The organism is Flavobacterium sp. MFBS3-15 (assembly GCF_026107645.2).
Classification (GTDB): Bacteria; Bacteroidota; Bacteroidia; order Flavobacteriales; family Flavobacteriaceae; genus Flavobacterium.
Genome location: NZ_JAPCHV010000006.1, coordinates 61,113 through 77,320, shown reverse-complemented (window position 1 = coordinate 77,320; position 16,208 = coordinate 61,113). Strand labels below are relative to the sequence as shown.

17 protein-coding genes are annotated in these 16,208 nt (G+C 44.8%); 7 read left to right on the top strand and 10 right to left on the bottom strand.

Annotation, left to right across the window (positions count from 1 at the left end; all coding sequences use genetic code 11):
• Position 1: 1 nt before the first annotated feature.
• The 7 genes from OGH69_RS06590 to OGH69_RS06560 form a co-directional block, all read right to left on the bottom strand.
• A complete protein-coding gene (locus OGH69_RS06590) occupies positions 2–1,132 on the bottom strand; it encodes an Mrp/NBP35 family ATP-binding protein (protein ID WP_265173660.1) in 1,131 nt (376 codons plus the stop codon).
• Positions 1,133–1,357: 225 nt separating this feature from the next.
• Positions 1,358–1,537, bottom strand: a complete 180-nt coding sequence (locus OGH69_RS06585) for a hypothetical protein (protein WP_265173659.1) — start codon at positions 1,535–1,537, stop codon at positions 1,358–1,360.
• A 2-nt stretch (positions 1,538–1,539) separates the two neighbouring features.
• The gene (locus OGH69_RS06580) at positions 1,540–1,887 is read right to left on the bottom strand and encodes an MGMT family protein (RefSeq protein ID WP_265173658.1); all 348 of its coding nucleotides are present in this window, start codon (positions 1,885–1,887) and stop codon (positions 1,540–1,542) included.
• An 11-nt stretch (positions 1,888–1,898) separates the two neighbouring features.
• Positions 1,899–2,534: a lysine transporter LysE gene (locus OGH69_RS06575; RefSeq protein ID WP_265173657.1), complete on the bottom strand. Its 636-nt coding sequence runs from the start codon at positions 2,532–2,534 to the stop codon at positions 1,899–1,901.
• A gap of 1 nt (position 2,535) precedes the next feature.
• Positions 2,536–3,210, bottom strand: coding sequence for a tRNA (guanosine(46)-N7)-methyltransferase TrmB (gene trmB, locus OGH69_RS06570; RefSeq protein ID WP_265173656.1), 675 nt, complete (start codon positions 3,208–3,210; stop codon positions 2,536–2,538).
• Between the two features lie 221 nt (positions 3,211–3,431).
• Entirely contained in the window at positions 3,432–4,475 is a 1,044-nt protein-coding gene (locus OGH69_RS06565; RefSeq protein WP_265173655.1) for a sensor histidine kinase, read from the bottom strand.
• Complete coding sequence (locus tag OGH69_RS06560) at positions 4,475–5,158, bottom strand: response regulator transcription factor (RefSeq protein ID WP_265173654.1); 684 nt, start codon at positions 5,156–5,158, stop codon at positions 4,475–4,477. The genes OGH69_RS06565 and OGH69_RS06560 overlap by 1 nt, the downstream gene beginning before the upstream one ends.
• A 189-nt stretch (positions 5,159–5,347) precedes the next feature.
• Between OGH69_RS06560 and OGH69_RS06555 the strand changes: the two genes are divergently transcribed.
• The 6 genes from OGH69_RS06555 to OGH69_RS06530 all read left to right on the top strand — a co-directional run bounded on the left by OGH69_RS06555 (position 5,348) and on the right by OGH69_RS06530 (position 13,030).
• On the top strand, positions 5,348–8,143 hold the full coding sequence (locus tag OGH69_RS06555) for a TonB-dependent receptor (protein WP_265173653.1): 2,796 nt from the start codon (positions 5,348–5,350) through the stop codon (positions 8,141–8,143).
• A gap of 50 nt (positions 8,144–8,193) precedes the next feature.
• Positions 8,194–9,384 (top strand): hypothetical protein, encoded by a 1,191-nt coding sequence (locus OGH69_RS06550; RefSeq protein WP_265173652.1) that lies wholly within the window; start codon positions 8,194–8,196, stop codon positions 9,382–9,384.
• Between the two features lie 228 nt (positions 9,385–9,612).
• Positions 9,613–9,948 (top strand): T9SS type A sorting domain-containing protein, encoded by a 336-nt coding sequence (locus OGH69_RS06545; protein ID WP_265173651.1) that lies wholly within the window; start codon positions 9,613–9,615, stop codon positions 9,946–9,948.
• Positions 9,949–10,060: 112 nt separating this feature from the next.
• Positions 10,061–10,864 carry a T9SS type A sorting domain-containing protein gene (locus OGH69_RS06540; RefSeq protein WP_265173650.1) on the top strand — a complete coding sequence of 268 codons (804 nt, stop codon included), beginning with the start codon at positions 10,061–10,063 and terminating at the stop codon, positions 10,862–10,864.
• 102 nt (positions 10,865–10,966) lie between these two features.
• Entirely contained in the window at positions 10,967–11,971 is a 1,005-nt protein-coding gene (locus tag OGH69_RS06535) for a T9SS type A sorting domain-containing protein (protein WP_265173649.1), read from the top strand.
• A gap of 78 nt (positions 11,972–12,049) precedes the next feature.
• Positions 12,050–13,030: a LuxE/PaaK family acyltransferase gene (locus OGH69_RS06530; protein ID WP_265173648.1), complete on the top strand. Its 981-nt coding sequence runs from the start codon at positions 12,050–12,052 to the stop codon at positions 13,028–13,030.
• Between the two features lie 48 nt (positions 13,031–13,078).
• Here the strand turns inward: OGH69_RS06530 and OGH69_RS06525 are convergent, their stop codons facing one another.
• Positions 13,079–13,951 (bottom strand): AraC family transcriptional regulator, encoded by an 873-nt coding sequence (locus OGH69_RS06525; RefSeq protein ID WP_265173647.1) that lies wholly within the window; start codon positions 13,949–13,951, stop codon positions 13,079–13,081.
• Between the two features lie 192 nt (positions 13,952–14,143).
• Here OGH69_RS06525 and OGH69_RS06520 point away from each other — a divergent pair, with 192 nt between their 5' ends.
• On the top strand, positions 14,144–14,728 hold the full coding sequence (locus OGH69_RS06520) for a hypothetical protein (RefSeq protein ID WP_265173646.1): 585 nt from the start codon (positions 14,144–14,146) through the stop codon (positions 14,726–14,728).
• A 48-nt stretch (positions 14,729–14,776) separates the two neighbouring features.
• Here the strand turns inward: OGH69_RS06520 and OGH69_RS06515 are convergent, their stop codons facing one another.
• A complete protein-coding gene (locus tag OGH69_RS06515; RefSeq protein ID WP_265173645.1) occupies positions 14,777–15,757 on the bottom strand; it encodes a Gfo/Idh/MocA family protein in 981 nt (326 codons plus the stop codon).
• 112 nt (positions 15,758–15,869) lie between these two features.
• A complete protein-coding gene (locus OGH69_RS06510; RefSeq protein WP_265173644.1) occupies positions 15,870–16,184 on the bottom strand; it encodes an HPF/RaiA family ribosome-associated protein in 315 nt (104 codons plus the stop codon).
• Between the last annotated feature and the right edge of the window lie 24 nt (positions 16,185–16,208).

Sequence of the window (16,208 nt, the reverse complement as noted above, 5' to 3'; positions counted from 1 at the left end):
TTTATTTCTTTTTAACTGCTGAACAGCCAGCCATTGTGGTTATTTTAATTGCTTCGGTTGCAGGAAGGTTATCATTCCTGTTCACCGTTTCCTGCACAACCTCTCTTGCCAACTCTTCAAAAACCGTTTCCAGTGGTGTTGCGGTTTGGAGGGCGGCTGGGCGGCCATAGTCACCGGCCTCGCGTATGCTTTGCACTATAGGTACTTCACCAAGGAAAGGCACATCGAGGTCTTCGGCCAGGTTGCGGGCTCCTTCTTTGCCAAAGATATAGTATTTATTCTCAGGAAGTTCTTCAGGAGTAAAGTAAGCCATATTCTCAATGATACCCAATACAGGCACGTTGATGCTCTCCTGGCGGAACATTGCCACGCCCTTCTTGGCATCGGCCAATGCTACAGCCTGCGGCGTGCTTATCACTACTGCGCCTGTTATCGGCAAAGCCTGCATAATGGAAAGGTGTATGTCGCCCGTTCCCGGAGGGAGGTCTACTAACATAAAGTCGAGCTCGCCCCAGTCGGCATCAAAAATCATCTGGTTAAGTGCTTTTCCGGCCATAGGGCCGCGCCATATTACGGCCTGTTCGGGGCTTGTAAAGAACCCTATAGACAATATTTTTACTCCATAATTCTCTATTGGCTTCATTTTCGACTTACCGTCTATCTGTACCGATATTGGCCTTTCGCGCTCCACATCAAACATAATGGGCATCGATGGCCCGTATACGTCGGCATCAAGCACACCCACCTTAAAGCCCATTTTCGCCAGTGCCACGGCAAGATTGGCTGTAATGGTAGATTTGCCCACACCGCCTTTTCCCGATGAGACCGCAATAATGTTTGTTATGCCAGGGATGCCCTTGCCTTTGATTTCAGCTTTTTCAGGCACTTCCATTTTTACGTTTACCTTAATTTTCGCATCAGCATATACCTGTTCCTGTATTGTTTTTATGATGTCTGCCTCGGCTCGTTTGCGTATGTGCATTGCAGGTGTATTCATTACCAGCTCTACCACTACCTCATCGCCAAAAGTAAGTACATTCCTCACAGCCCCGCTTTCCACCATATTCTGCCCTTCTCCGGCCAGCGTAATAGTTTCGAGGGCTTTCATTATTTCTTTCCTGTCTAATTTCATGATAGTTATAACAGCCTCTTATTAAGACTGGTTTCAAACAGCAAAGATAGTATGAAAAGGTGATACAGGAAAACTTAGAGAAAGAATATTGCGGGGATTCAATTGTGTAGTCATTAAACACAGATTGCCTTCACCCTTTTAAATAAAAATGGATAGAAGCTAATTTTTAAATGGTTCGTTGTATTGAAAAGCATATTTCTCTGCCAAAAAACCCCTCCAGTCGGCCTAAGCAGGGGCAATATATTTTTTTAGCTGCTCTACATTCCCTTTAGAAAGCAGAATGATGCAACGGGTCACACATTCAGAGAAAGTATTTTTAGACACAAAATCTTCAAGCATTGCCAATGCCGTTTGGCTGTCTGCCGCAAAATCATTTTCGAGCCTATTAATGATGTCCTCGCTCATAATTATATAGCATTATCCCCGAACCCTAATTCCACCACCGGATCCCAAAAGAGTTTCGCGAATTTCACAACTTTGTTATCCTTCACCTTTACACCTTCGCTTTCCAAAAGTTGCTGCATAAGATTAGTACCCTCAAAATGATGCTTGCCCGAAAGCAGGCCAACACGATTAACGACACGGTGTGCGGCAACATCCTCAGGACAGGCGTTCATAGCCCAGCCTACCATTCGTGCAGAACGTGCTGCACCCAGGAATTTTGCAATAGCCCCATACGAAGTAACCCGGCCATAAGGCACCTGCCTAACTACCCCATAAACACGTTCGAAAAAATTGTCATTATTGCCTGCCATAAGAATGAATTTTATTGGCTGCGGAGTATTTTTATCAGGGTTAGTATGGCAACCAGGCCTGTAACACTGCCAAGAAAATAATTGACATTGCGCATAAAGAAATCGGCTTTATGCTCAAATTTCTTGAAGAAAACGATATACAGGTAAAATATAAGGAATGATCCCGCCACAACACCCATTACAAACAGGAACACGAACAGGTTGGAAAAATAAAAATATTTGTATGCCGACAACGATACGCTTACAAAAACGTAATAAGGTATAGGAAAAAAATTGAGCACCGAAAGCAACGCCCCCAAAAAAAAGTTACTGGTACGGCTGTTAAGCTTTACTATATCCTTATTCTTACCCATCTTTTTCTTTTTGGCGAAAAGAAAAAAATAAAGTGTAAGCAAGGTAAAGATGATAAGCCCGGTTTCTTCCAGCAGTTTGATGATGTCGGGACGGCTGTAAAGAAATTTAGCAAATGAAACAGCTATATAGGTTTGAAAAAAAACAATTGTTGCAGCGCCTGTTGCAAAAATGAGCGCCCGCTGCCTGCCTTCCTTCAGGCTTATTTTAGCTGCAGTCATATTGAGGAGCCCGGGAAGAGCCACCCCAACTGAAGACAGGCCTAAGCCTAAAAAAAGCGGAAGGACAATATTCATGTTATTTTATCCTGAATTTTATATAGGTTATTGCCTTGTCCTGTTCAAGGTATTGCTGCTCATAAAATGTTTGGATGGTGGTCACAATTTCGGGGGCACCTTCATTACGGTATACATTATGGTTGGCGTAGAGTACCTGATGTCCCTCGCCGTGCAACAAGCCCAAAGTGTATCCATGCATGAATTCGCTATCAGTCTTAAGGTTGACAATGCCGCCCGGCTCAAGTATCTTTTTATAGCGCTGCAGGAACTCCGCATTGGTTAGCCTGTGCTTCGTGCGCTTGTATTTTATCTGGGGATCGGGGAAAGTGATCCATATTTCGGCAACCTCACCTTCGGCAAAAAAATGCTCGATGAGCTCTATCTGTGTGCGCAGGAATGCCACATTATCAAGCCCGCCTTCTACAGCAGTCTTGGCACCTCTCCAAAACCGGGCTCCTTTAATATCTATGCCGATGTAGTTGTTTTGCGGGTACCTTTCGGCCATGCCAATAGTATATTCACCTTTGCCGCAGCCCAGTTCGAGCACAATTGGCTTGTCATTCTTAAAGAAATCCGTGTTCCATTTCCCTTTTAATTCAAACTTGCCGGCCATGGCATCCTCCCTGGAAGGCTGGAGTACATTGCCAAAAGTCTCGTTTTCCCTGAATCGCTTTAATTTATTCTTACTTCCCACGTTTTAAAAATATTTCGGTAAAAATATGGAAATCTGCGGGAATGGAAGACGATTTCGTAAGCCAGTTATCAAAATTATTTTAACTTTTGCCTGTTGCCCTAAAATGAGAAAACCACCCCCTATTTCATCATTTTAATGGTATTTAGCCACCCATGCGTAGAGGTTTATGAGTATATGCGGGATGATTTTTGGGTATATGCTAACAGGTTTTTAGGCCGGGGCTACTTTGTTTTTTCCAAAGTGAAAGAAAATTCCGAACCCTGCCCCACTTTGCTCTCGACATAGATTTTTTCATCGTGGCCTTCCACAACGTGTTTTACTATCGAAAGCCCAAGGCCTGATCCGCCTTCGGTACGGGCGCCGCTTTTATCGACACGGTAAAAACGCTCGAACAGGCGCGGGATGTGCTTTTTCTCGATACCTTCACCGTTGTCTTTTACCCGCACGATTATCTTGTTGTCAATAAGGTCTTCTATAGCAACCTCGGTCGTTCCGTTCTCACGCCCGTATTTTATGGAATTTACCACCAGGTTGGTCACAACCTGCTGTATTTTTTCACGGTCGGCATAAACCATTATGGGCTTGATGTACTTCATGTCGAACATCAGCATGATACCTTTCTTGTCGGCTTTCATTTCGAGCAGGTCGAAAACGTTCTGCACGACTTCCACAATATTGAAACGGGTATAATTAAGGTTCAGGTCACCCACTTCGAGCTTGGTGATCATGTCGAGATCCTGCACAATGTAGATAAGCCTTTCCACACCTTTTTCGGCTCGTTGCAGGTATTTTTTACGCAGGGCCTTGTCTGCCATGGCGCCATCCAGCAGTGTAAGCAGGTAGCCCTGCACGGTGAACAGCGGCGTTTTTAGCTCATGGGAAACATTGCCGAGGAATTCGCGGCGGTACTCCTCGCGTATCTTGAGGGTTTCAATCTCAATCTTTTTGTCCTGTGCGAATTTCTGTACCTCGCGGGTAAGCGTAGCCATGTCGGTAGTAATGGCTTTGTTGCGGAAAGTGCTCGACTCCAGCAGTGAAACATCGTCGTAAATTTTCTTTACCCTGCGGTAAATGAAATGCTCAACGCGGTATTGCAGGACAAAAAATGAGAAGATGTAAAGGGAAAACCCAAAAATAATAATGAAGTCCCATCGCAGTTCCATGAAAAAATACATCATACCTGCAAGGAATGCCGCCGAAAACAGCATGATGTACAGCGATGATTTTAACGCAAACTTATATGACTTCTTAAAATTTATTGCCACTAAACTTCGAGCTTATAGCCCACACCCTTTATTGTTTTAAACAATTCTTCACCTATCTTTTCGCGAAGCTTGCGGATATGTACGTCAATCGTCCTTCCGCCCACAACCACTTCGTTGCCCCACACTTTATCAAGAATCTCTTCCCTTTTAAATACCTTGCCCGGCTTGGAGGCCAGCAGGTAGAAAAGTTCAAATTCCTTGCGTGGCAGTACGATTTCCTGGTCTTCTATTATTATTTTATATTCTTCGCGGTTTATTTCAATATTGCCTACCCTCAACACATCCTCTTTCGCCTCATCATCCTTAAGCCTCCTTAGCAGCGCCTTTACTTTGCTTACAAGCAATTTCGGCTTGATAGGCTTGGCTATGTAGTCATCAGCCCCGGCATCGAACCCGGCTACCTGCGAATAGTCTTCGCTGCGTGCCGTAAGGAAGGTAATGATAACATTGTTCAGCTCGGGTATCCTCCTTATATTCTCTACCGCTTCCATACCGTCCATCTCGGGCATCATCACGTCAATTATAATAAGGTGCGGCAGTTCTTTTTTAGCCTTGGTTATGGCTTCGCGGCCATTTGCGGCAGTTACTACCTGATAGCCTTCCTGGGTGAGGTTGTAGCCTACGATTTCCAGGATATCCTGCTCATCATCAACCAACAAGATCTTAATGTCTTTTTTCTTCATTATAGATGTATGTGAATGTTTTGCGGCTGTAAAGGTAAAGATAATACAAAACCTTTAAACGTGTTAACCATTATTTAATGTCTTAACAATTTAGTAATAAATACCAATTCTAAAGCTAACATTTAAGTAACACGTGATTTAGATGCCTGAACCAACTTTGCACCAAAATTAAAACAACGACGACGACAAATGAAATTCAAATTTCTATTAATTACATTATTCACCTTTTTTGCGGGACTTGCCCAGAACGCGACAATCAGGGGCACGGTTACCGACAAGGACATGAACGGCGAAACGCTGCCCTTTGCTTCGGTAAGCGTTAAAGGCACCAACATCATCACAAATACGGATGAGAATGGCAATTATACGCTAAGCGTGTCGGCCGGAACACACACGATCACTTTTGCCTTTCTTGGCTACTCCGACGCAACAGCAACCGTAACCGTAGCAGCAGGCGAAACTAAAACAGTAAACAAGGAACTCCAATCGGACAGCGTACAGCTTGAAGATGTGGTAATTGAAAAGGTAATCAGCCGCGAAAAGGAAAGCGCGCTGCTATTGGAGCAGCAAAACGCGGTTGAAATGAAACAGGCCATCGGCGCACAGGAACTTAGCCGTAAAGGCGTAAGCGATGCAGCGGCAGCAGTAGTAAAAACTACCGGTGTTGCCAAGCAGGAAGGCGTAAATAACGTATTTGTACGCGGACTTGGCGACCGCTACAATTCTACCACCTTAAACGGGCTTCCGTTACCGTCTGAAGATCCGGTTTATAAAAACGTAAACCTGGAGCTGTTTGGCTCGAATATCATTAAGAATGTAAGCATCAACAAAACCTTTGGCGCCAACATATATGGCGATGTAGCCGGAGCCAACATTGACATTGCCTCGAAGGAAGCCGACCAAAATGCATTTTTCTCCGCATCGGCCGGAACCGGCTTTAACACCAATGCCCTTGATGCCACCTTTTTGGTTGCCGACGGCACCCACAATTACTTCGGCTTTTTGGAAAACGGGAAGGACAGCCCTATTACCGACCTGGGGCAGTATGACTTTAAAACGAAGTTTAAGCCAATTGAAAAAAGCAATACCGTAAATACAAACTTCAGCCTTGTAGGCGGCGGCAAGATCAACATAGGCGAAGACCAGTCGCTGTCACTTTTTGGAACAATTGTAAACAATAGCGATTATAATTTCCGTGAAGGGCAGGCCAGGCAGGTAAACCCAAGGGGGCAGGCCGGAAAAGACCTTACTTTCCAAAGATCTGAATACAACGCCACACAAACTATGATGGGTTCTGCCAAATACCGTTTCGGCACAGGCAAAAGCATAGCCCTAAACTCGCTTTATGTTCACGACAACACCCAATCGGTTGATGACTACCACGGCTTTTCGACAAGCATAAACGATAATGACTTTGCCACCAACTCTATGATTCGCCGCCAGCAGATGAACAACAACAACCTTTTTGTAAATCAATTGCTTGGTGAATATAAATTTTCCGATAAGATAAGCGCCAATGCGGGATTCACCTACAATATGATGAGGGGATCGGAGCCGGACAGGAGAACGAATTCATACGATTTTGATTACAGCGACACAAATGGAGGCGGCTACCAGGTTGCCAGCAACTCCGCAAGGCTTAACAACCGTTTCTTCTCAACCCTTGAGGAAGATGACCTGGCCGGAACAGTTTCCCTGAACTACAGCTTCAATCCTGAAGCGAACTTGCAAAAGGTACTGACCATAGGTGCTGACATGAGGTCGACTGAAAGGACTTTTAACTTTACGCAGTTCGACTATGATTTTGACAGCCCTAAAGCAATCGACATCAATAACCCCGAAGCCGTATTCAACCAGGAAAACCTTACACTGGGCAAGTTTGGCGGAGGATTTGACCTTATAACCAACAGGGGATCCGGGGAAAATTCACTTGACCCGTTCTATTACCTTGCTGACCGCGATGTAGTAGCCGGATTTGCACAGATGGTGTACCCCTTCAGTGAAAAGTTCACTGCACAGGCCGGCGTGCGTTTTGAAACATTCAAGCAAACAATCGATTGGGACACAAACGTATCAAGCAGTGTTGAAAACCTGGCAATCGACCCTTCGGTAATCGATGAGACCTATTTGCTGCCAAGCGTTACCCTTAAATACTCCATCAACGAAAAGAACACGCTGCGTTTTGCTGCAAGCCAGACATATACCATGCCGCAGTTTAAAGAAACAGCGCCGTTCCTTTACGAAGATGTCAACCTGTCTGATGTAGGTAACCCTAACCTCCTTCCTTCAACGAATTACAACATCGACCTGAAATACGATTGGTACCTTTCTAAAAAGGAAATCATTTCCGTGGGCGCGCTTTACAAATACATAAAAGACCCTATCAGCCGTATACGCGTTGCTTCGGCTGCCAATGACTTCTCTTATGTAAACACATCCAAAGCAATGGTTACAGGTATAGAAGTTGAATTACGCAAAAGCATCTTCGATATCACCAGCGACATACGGAGCAGCGAGATGACCTTTGGCCTTAACGGATCGTACCTGTACACTATGCAGGAGCAGGATGATGTGGATACCGACAACTTTACAGTACAGTTTACACATGAAAAAGGCCGCATGCAGGGAGCCTCACCATGGCTTGTTAACTCTGACCTAAGCTATATGTTTAAAAACGAAAAAACAGCACTTACGTCAACACTTGTATTCGGGTATTTCTACGACAAGGTATATGCTGTGGGTACAGGAGGCCCGGGCGGAAACGAGAACATTTTGGAAAACAGCGTTCCGTCGCTTGACTTCGTTAACAAATTCGAACTGATAAAGTCAAAGCTTCAGTTTAGCATTGCGGCTAAAAACCTGCTAAACCCTGAGTACAAGCTAACCCAGGAAACCACGACAGTTGAAGGCACGACTTCCGAATCGATAATCAGCTCTTACAAGAAAGGAATGTTCTTTTCAGTAGGGTTGAACTGGACTCTCTAATTATAATTTAGATCATAAACTTTTTAACTTTTAACTATTAAATTTTAATCATGAACACAATCAAAAAAATCCTAATGCTTTCTGTTATTGCAGGCTCATTCGTAGCATGTAGCGACGACGATTCTTCCGGCAATAATTCAGGAGATGGCCAAATGAATGGTGTAATCACATCAACAGAAGATCCTGACTTTGACGCAAACAACCTTAAAGGTGCTATTGGCGCTGACCTTGAGCTGCCTGCAGGCGAGTATGTACTAACAGGCGGACTTGTTGTAAGGCCTCCTTATACGCTAAAGCTTAACCCTGGCACTACTTTTAAAGCACAGGCCGGCGGAACAAACGTATATGTAATCGTTGAGCAGGGCGCAAGGATCGATGCCCAGGGAGAAGCAAACAACCCAATTACTTTCACATCAAACGCTGCTACACCTGCTGCAGGAAACTGGGGTGGCCTTATCCTTTGTGGTGATGCTCCAATCAGCGGTGGCGGTACAGCGGTAACTGAAGTTGTTGACCACTTCTACGGAGGTACGAACGTGAACTCTGACTCAGGTATGCTAAACCATGTAATCATCAGGTATTCAGGCGCACGCATCAACGGTGAAAAAGAATTTAACGGCCTTACACTATACGGTGTTGGTAAAGGCACTACAATAAAAAACATTGCTATCTACAATGGCGATGACGACGCTATCGAATTTTTTGGCGGTACTGTAGACGTTGAGAACCTGCTTGTAGTAAACGCTAAAGATGATATGTTTGACTGGACACAAGGATGGGTTGGTAAACTTACCAATGCTTATGGTGTAAGGGAAGAATCATTCACCGGCCTTTCTTCTGACCCAAGGGGTATTGAGGCTGATGGTAACCTTGACGGCGACTACCCGAACCACACAGGCCAGTCTAACCCAACATTAACAGGGCTTACTATTGTAAACAGGGCTCCGGTTGTACTTTCTGACGTGATCAAAGTAAGAAGGGGTAGCGGCGCAAACATCACTAACACACTGGTTAAGTGGGATGCTTCGGCTACAACAGCTCCGGACGACCTTGTAGACTGTACAGATTCTAAAGGTGATGCTGCTACAGGCACTGTTATCACAATTAAAGCTACAGGTACAGCCTTAAACCTTACAGACAACAAAGCGGGCATTAACAGCGCTGCAATCAACGTAACTGAAGGCGCTACAGGTGGTGCTGATACTTCAGTATTCGGATGGACAGGCTACACTGCTTTCTAAGAATTAGAGGTTAAGTTAGTTAGTATACTTTTAGCCCCTCGTGCAATTTGCATTGAGGGGCTATTTTATGGGTAATAAACGTTAATAACACATAAAACCCTATGCATTAGCGGCCTTTATTCTATAAAAAACGATATAGTCCTCACTATTTTAATAAATTTTTGCCAAAAGTAATTTTGGTATAGTATTTGGAATATTTTTTATATATTTACAACATCATTTTCACCAATGGCAAAAAAATACTTTTATATCACCTTACTCTCTTTCTTTTTGTTTTCGCTTGGCTCCTCAGCCCAGGAAAACAAAGGAATTTCCGCATCCAATAAGGAAACCATAGAGGGACTGAACATCTACCCGAACCCTGCTACTTCGGACAGGATTTATGTGACTTCGAAGTCAGGCCAGAGCAAGGAAGTAGAGATTTATGATGTGCTTGGAAAGAAAATACTGCAAACAACCCTGACGGGCAAAGAGTTGAACATAACCAACCTTACCCCTGGCGTTTATGTAATAAAAATCAAAGAAGGCGAAGCCTCAGCCACCAGGAAACTGATAGTGAAGTAATTAACACTCCGTTAACCAGTTGCTAAAACCGTCTTAATTTTACTACGATTTCTTTCATTTTCAGACAGTATTTGTTATTTTTGTAACGAAAATAAATTCAAAAACTATCGACATGAAAAAAATCTACTCATTATTATCTGTAGTAGCACTTACAGCTATTTCTGCAAATGCCCAAAACCTAGTTTCAAATGGAGGATTTGAAGCTTGGACTGATGGAGCTCCAGAAGGATTTACGGTTACAGTACCTGCAAATGGAGGAAGTCTAACTCAGGAAACCGGAGCGGCTAATATTAACGAAGGCACAAGTTCTGCTAAATTCACAGCTCCTGCAGGGACAGGAAATGTAAAAGCTGCAGTTACCGATATTCCGGTAACACCAGGTCACAGTTATATTTTTTCATACTGGGTTAAAGATGAAAGCGACAATGCAAAAGGAAGGCACTGGGCTTCTTGGAGGTCTGGCGCAAATCAGTTAACTGACAATCTTGATGTTTTACAGCCTGATTATATGGCCAACACGTCTGGCTGGCAGCAAGTAACATATACTTTAACGGCCCCTGCAACAGCAACAGCATTCAGGCTTGATTTTAGGATATATCAGGAAGCTGCAGGAGCAGATTCAGGTATAATTTATTATGATGGTGTTTCACTTATAGATCAATCAACTGCGGGTGTTAAAGACAACGCTATTTCAGGCCTTAAAGTGTTCCCTAACCCACTAAGCGGCAACACACTTAACATTACATCAGACAGCAGCGAAGCTAAAACAGTTGCAATCTATGATGTACTTGGCAAGCAGGTAGTTAACACTACAACAGCAAATGAAGTAATCAACGTAAACCTTACATCAGGTGTATACATCGTAAAAATACAGCAGGGCAATGCCGTTGCAACACGCAAGCTGGTTGTAAAATAAGCACCGGCCACAGATTTAAATTATAAACGCCTTGTTATCAGGGCGTTTTTTTATTTTAGTGATTTTTTTTGTTATCTTTGAGTAAACTCAAAATTATTCAAAATGAAAAAAATCTACTGTTTTACGCTACTAATGGCTGCAGGTTTTTCTTTTGGGCAGACATTTGACTCTTTTACAGGCACAGGCGATCTCAGTGCCAACGGCTGGACTACCGCCTCCGGAACATCCGGGCAAATTAAGATACTCACTACAGCTAGTGATGCCGGCAACAGCCTTTCCTTCACCGGGCTGCCTGCATCTGCAGGAAATCGTATCGCGTTGGTGGCAGGCGAAAGCGAAGACGTTAAAAAAGCGCTTCCGCAGGCGATATCAACCGGTGCTGCATATTTTTCCGCATTAATTAAAGTAGACAACACTACGGGACTCGAAGTAAATGGCTCGAACGGCGACTACTTCTTATCCTTAAGCCAGCTTTTTAACGGGACAGCCTATTATGCCCGATTGAACATTAAGCAGGGTGCCACCCCAAATACTTTTAACCTTGGCATCTTGAATGCCGGAGGCGGAACAGCTGACCCTGCTTTTGTGGCAACTGACCTTCCGGTAAATACAACTGTATTTGCAGTCGTTAAATATGAATTAGCCACAAACACCGCCACCCTTTGGGTAAATCCTACTCCGGGCGGCAGCGAAGCCGGAGGCACAACTAATGCAACCGGCACAGAGCCTGCAGCAACAACTATTGAGGCTTTCCTTATAAGGCAGGGCGGCAACGTTGCGAATGGCGGCACAGGAAACCTTCAAATAGATGAATTAAGGACAGGTACAACCTACGCTTCCGTAACAGGCGGAACAGCCAGTGTCAAAGAAAGCGCTATCGCAGGCCTGAAAGTATTCCCTAACCCGCTAAAAGGCAATGTACTTAACATTACTTCGGATGCTAACGCTACAAAAACCGTTGCGATATTCGACGTTCTTGGCAAGCAGGTAGTAAACACTACAACTTCTGCTACGGCTATCAATGTAAGCAACCTTACAAGCGGCGTATACATCGTAAAAATAACTGAAGAAGGAAAAACGGCTACTAAGAAATTGGTGGTGCAGTAAGCTTTTTTAAAATATACCTCAAAAGCATCTGCCGCGTCGGATGCTTTTTTTATTTGTACTTTTGCCAAAACTTCTGCCGTGATCAGCGCCTCCGACATATTTACCATTGCCTCCAAAAAAGAGTTTGAGAAGATAACCCTCAAAGTCTTCCGCCACCAGTACGAGAACAATGCGGTGTACCGTGACTTTTGCGGCTTTTTGGGCAAGGATAAGCAGAATGTAAAGTCGGTTAAGGAAATACCCTTCCTGCCCATCCAGTTTTTTAAAACCCATGAGGTTTTAAGTTCCCAGGATCCGGTTCAGGTTGCTTTTACGAGCAGCGGGACAACAGGGATGGTAACCAGCCGCCATTTGGTAACCGATTTAAATTATTACGAGCAGAGTTTCCGCCGGGCGTTTTCGCAATTCTATGGAAATATTGAGGACTATGCTGTTTTAGCGCTTCTCCCATCCTATCTCGAGCGCGAGGGGTCATCGCTCATCTATATGGTTGAAGATCTCATAGAAGGCTCTAACAACCCCAACAGCGGCTTTTACCTGCACAATTACGACGAACTTATCTCAAAGCTGACTACACTCGATGCCGAAGGCCAAAACGTATTGCTCATCGGGGTAACCTATGCCCTGCTCGACCTGGTTGAAAAGCAGGATGTTCACCTCAGGAACACCATCATCATGGAGACCGGGGGCATGAAAGGCCGGCGACGGGAAATGATACGTGAAGAACTGCATGAAGTACTTTGCAAAGGCTTTGGCGTAAGCAAGATCCATTCCGAATACGGCATGACCGAATTGCTTTCACAGGCCTACTCGCTTGGTGATGGCATTTTTGAGTGCCCGCCCTGGATGGATGTCCTCATCCGCGATACAGAGGATGCACTAACTTATATTGACTATGGCAAAACCGGCGGTATCAACGTGATTGACCTTGCTAACATCAACTCCTGCTCCTTTATCGCCACACAGGACCTGGGCAAAAAATACCCCAACCAGTCGTTTGAAGTGCTGGGACGTTTTGATAATTCCGACATACGGGGATGTAATCTGATGGTGGTGTAAGAATTCCGGATTGCAGGTTTCAGATGGATCTTTCAGCGAATCGCGTCCTTACGAAACCACTTCCCTCAGCTCCTTCCTGTACTGCGAAGCGCTCTTGCCTGTAAATTCCTTAAACGACTTATTAAAATGGCTAAAATTATTAAAGCCGCTTTCGTAACACACATCGGATATTGGTATGTGCTTTTCAGCCAATAGCTTGCAGGCATGCACAATCCGGTATTCGTTCACGAACTGCGTAAAAGTCTTTTTAGTTACCTTTTTAAAATAACGGCAAAACGACGGGACCGCCATGCTTGCCATCCCCGCTACTTCGTCCAGGGCAATGGGCTCCCGAAAGTTATCCTTTACATGATTGAATACCATGTTGATGCGGTCGTTGTCCTGAACCTGTGTCTCGATTGCAAAGCCATCGGCATTAAGTATGGTGTGGTCTGCAGACTTTTCAAGGTCATGCAGTACACTTACCAAAGTCAGCAGGCGCTCGAACGGCTGCATGGCATCCATGGCCTCCATGCGTTGGCCGACAAGCTTTCGGGCTTCAGGGCCGAACGCCAGGCCGCCTTTGGCGCGTTCGAAAAGCGCTTGCAAACCCATAGTTTCGGGAAGGGATAAAAAATCCTCCCCCAGGAAATCCGGCTTCATTTGTATGACGGTTTCCGTAGTGTTGCCGGTGGCTTCATCGGTAAAACCGCAATGCGGGAGGTTACTGCCTATGAGTATAAGGTCGCCATCGGTATAATAGGAAATATGGCTGCCTATCTGCCGCTTGCCCGCACCGCCTTTTACAAATACCAGCTCTACTTCAGGATGGTAATGCCATACATGTGCCTTAATATTCGCATTTTGCTGATATCTGGAATAGTAGAAAGAACTGCCGAAGGACGGTTCTATAACCTCAAATGTAGCTGTTGCTGTCTTCATGATTTTGAGACCTTTATGAGCACAAAGTTAACCATATTGCAACAATATTTTCAGATATTTTAATTATAACGTTTTCGAAGGTTAAAATAACATAGATATTAGAAAATATTGCTGTAACGCTGCCATTAGTATAGTAGTAATTTAGCACTATCAAAAATCATCAGTCAAGGTTCAATCATTAAATCACGAATTATGAAAAATGTATTAAAAATCAGTTTGGCAGTAGCGTTGTTTTTTTCAGCACTGACTGCAATGGCAAATGGCAATGCACTATCCTTAAGAGTCAGGACAGGTGTAGGTAAGCTGGTAAACTTCTCCATAGATGACGAAAAAAGCGTTATGATATCAATAAGCTCAAAGGATAAAGAAGTAATTTTCTCTGAAACGCTAAGGAGCAAGGACGGTAAGATCAATAGGACGTATGACCTGGCTTCCTTCCCCGACGGAGTATATTATCTTGAAGCAGAAACCGGCGCTAAAGTAGCAAAGTATGAGGTTACGATAGCTAACAATGGCGTTATCGTGGGTGATAAGGCTGTAGCCGAAGTAAGTAAGCCCGTGCTTGCTAAAAAAGATGGCTTCGTAATGGTTAGCGTACCCGACAACGGCAAAGCGCCTGCAGCCATCAGGATGTATGATGAAAATAACGTGGAACTTTACACAGGTACCGTGAAAGGCACCAAGAAATTCGACGTAAACAATACTGCTGCGAAAAACATCACCGTAATCCTGGAGTACAACGACAGGACATTTGTGGAGACGATCGCGGCACGTTAAAGTTTGGTTTTGGTTACTATGAAAGCGACAGTCTTCGGACTGTCTTTTTTATTTATATAGTCCCAGTATCTTATCCATGACCCAGCTGGTATGCGCCCCGTTTCGCCCTGTAGACGGGTGCGTACTATTACCCAACAAATGCTCCCGCATGTTGTGCACATGGTACAGCTGGATGTTTTCAGGGTGTGCAATAGTGGCTTCCTGCCTGCCCTCTCCATTGGTAAGCACCAACGGCACATCATCAAAAACAGCAAACTCTATTTTCCCTTTGCTGCCGTAAATGGCCACATCATCGGCACGTTCGGATAAACCCGAATTCCATGTGCCAACACCGGTCACACCACTTTCATGCAGCCAGGATCCGGATACGGCATCTTTGGCAGTATACAACCCCTGTTGGTTGAGGCTGTGCCCTGAAGCTGAACTGACGTTGCCGAACAAATAAACAAACAGGTCGAGCCCGTGGCTGGCCAGGTCGTCAAAATACCCTGCCGGGGCTATGGAGGCATCGGTACGCCAAAAATAATCCCCGGAAAGATCTGTCGCCGATGGTGTGCGGCCCAGGTGCCAGCTCACATGGCGTACATCCCCTATCCGGCCCTCTTCAATCCACTTCTTAACCTGCAAAAACCTTGGCAATGACCGGCGGTAGTAGGCCACAAACAGTGGCAATCCTTTAGCCTCAAACGCCTCGCAGATAGCCTCACATTCGGCATACGATGGCGCCATAGGCTTCTCAATGCAGCAGGGCTTCCCCGCCCGGGCAACTTTCAGGGCATACAATCTATGGGTGTCCGGCGGGGTGGCAATGTATATCGCATCCACCTCCGGATCGCTGATGAGCGCATCGGCATCGGTGTAAAACTTCGGGACATTGTGACGCCGGGCGTAGTCGGCCGCCTTTTCAGCATCACGGCGCATCACGGCGTGGAGTTCAAATCCTTCCGTCTTTTGATAGGCCGGGCCACTCTTGCGTTCAGTTACGTCGCCGCAGCCTATGATGCCCCAGCGGATGATGTTTTGGTTCATGGGTTTGTTTTTCGGAGCTTAAAATTACTTTTTTAATCGGAATTCAATCCTAAAGGCACAAAAAAAACCTCCAGGCAGTCCCTGAAGGTTTTCGGTTTAGGCAAGATATCTATTAATGCGTACGCATCTTGTCGAATGTATGTTCCAGCAAATGCTTCATCTTGTCGGCCGCGCCTTTAATGGCAAGCTCAACAGTATCTGCATGGTTTGTCACTGCCAGCGGGTTGAGGCCATTGACACGCGCTTCGATTAAGCAGCGTTTATCGCCTCCTGTTGTTTTATCGCCATTCTCATCGCCTATATGGACTTCAAGGCCGGTTATCTTGTCTTCAAAACGTTTCAGTGTGTTGTGCAATACTTCAGAAAAGTAATTTTCGAGCCTGTCGCTTCCGTCAATGTGATTGTCGGTGTTTATGTTAATCTGCATAGTGTTTGAATTTAATTATATCCA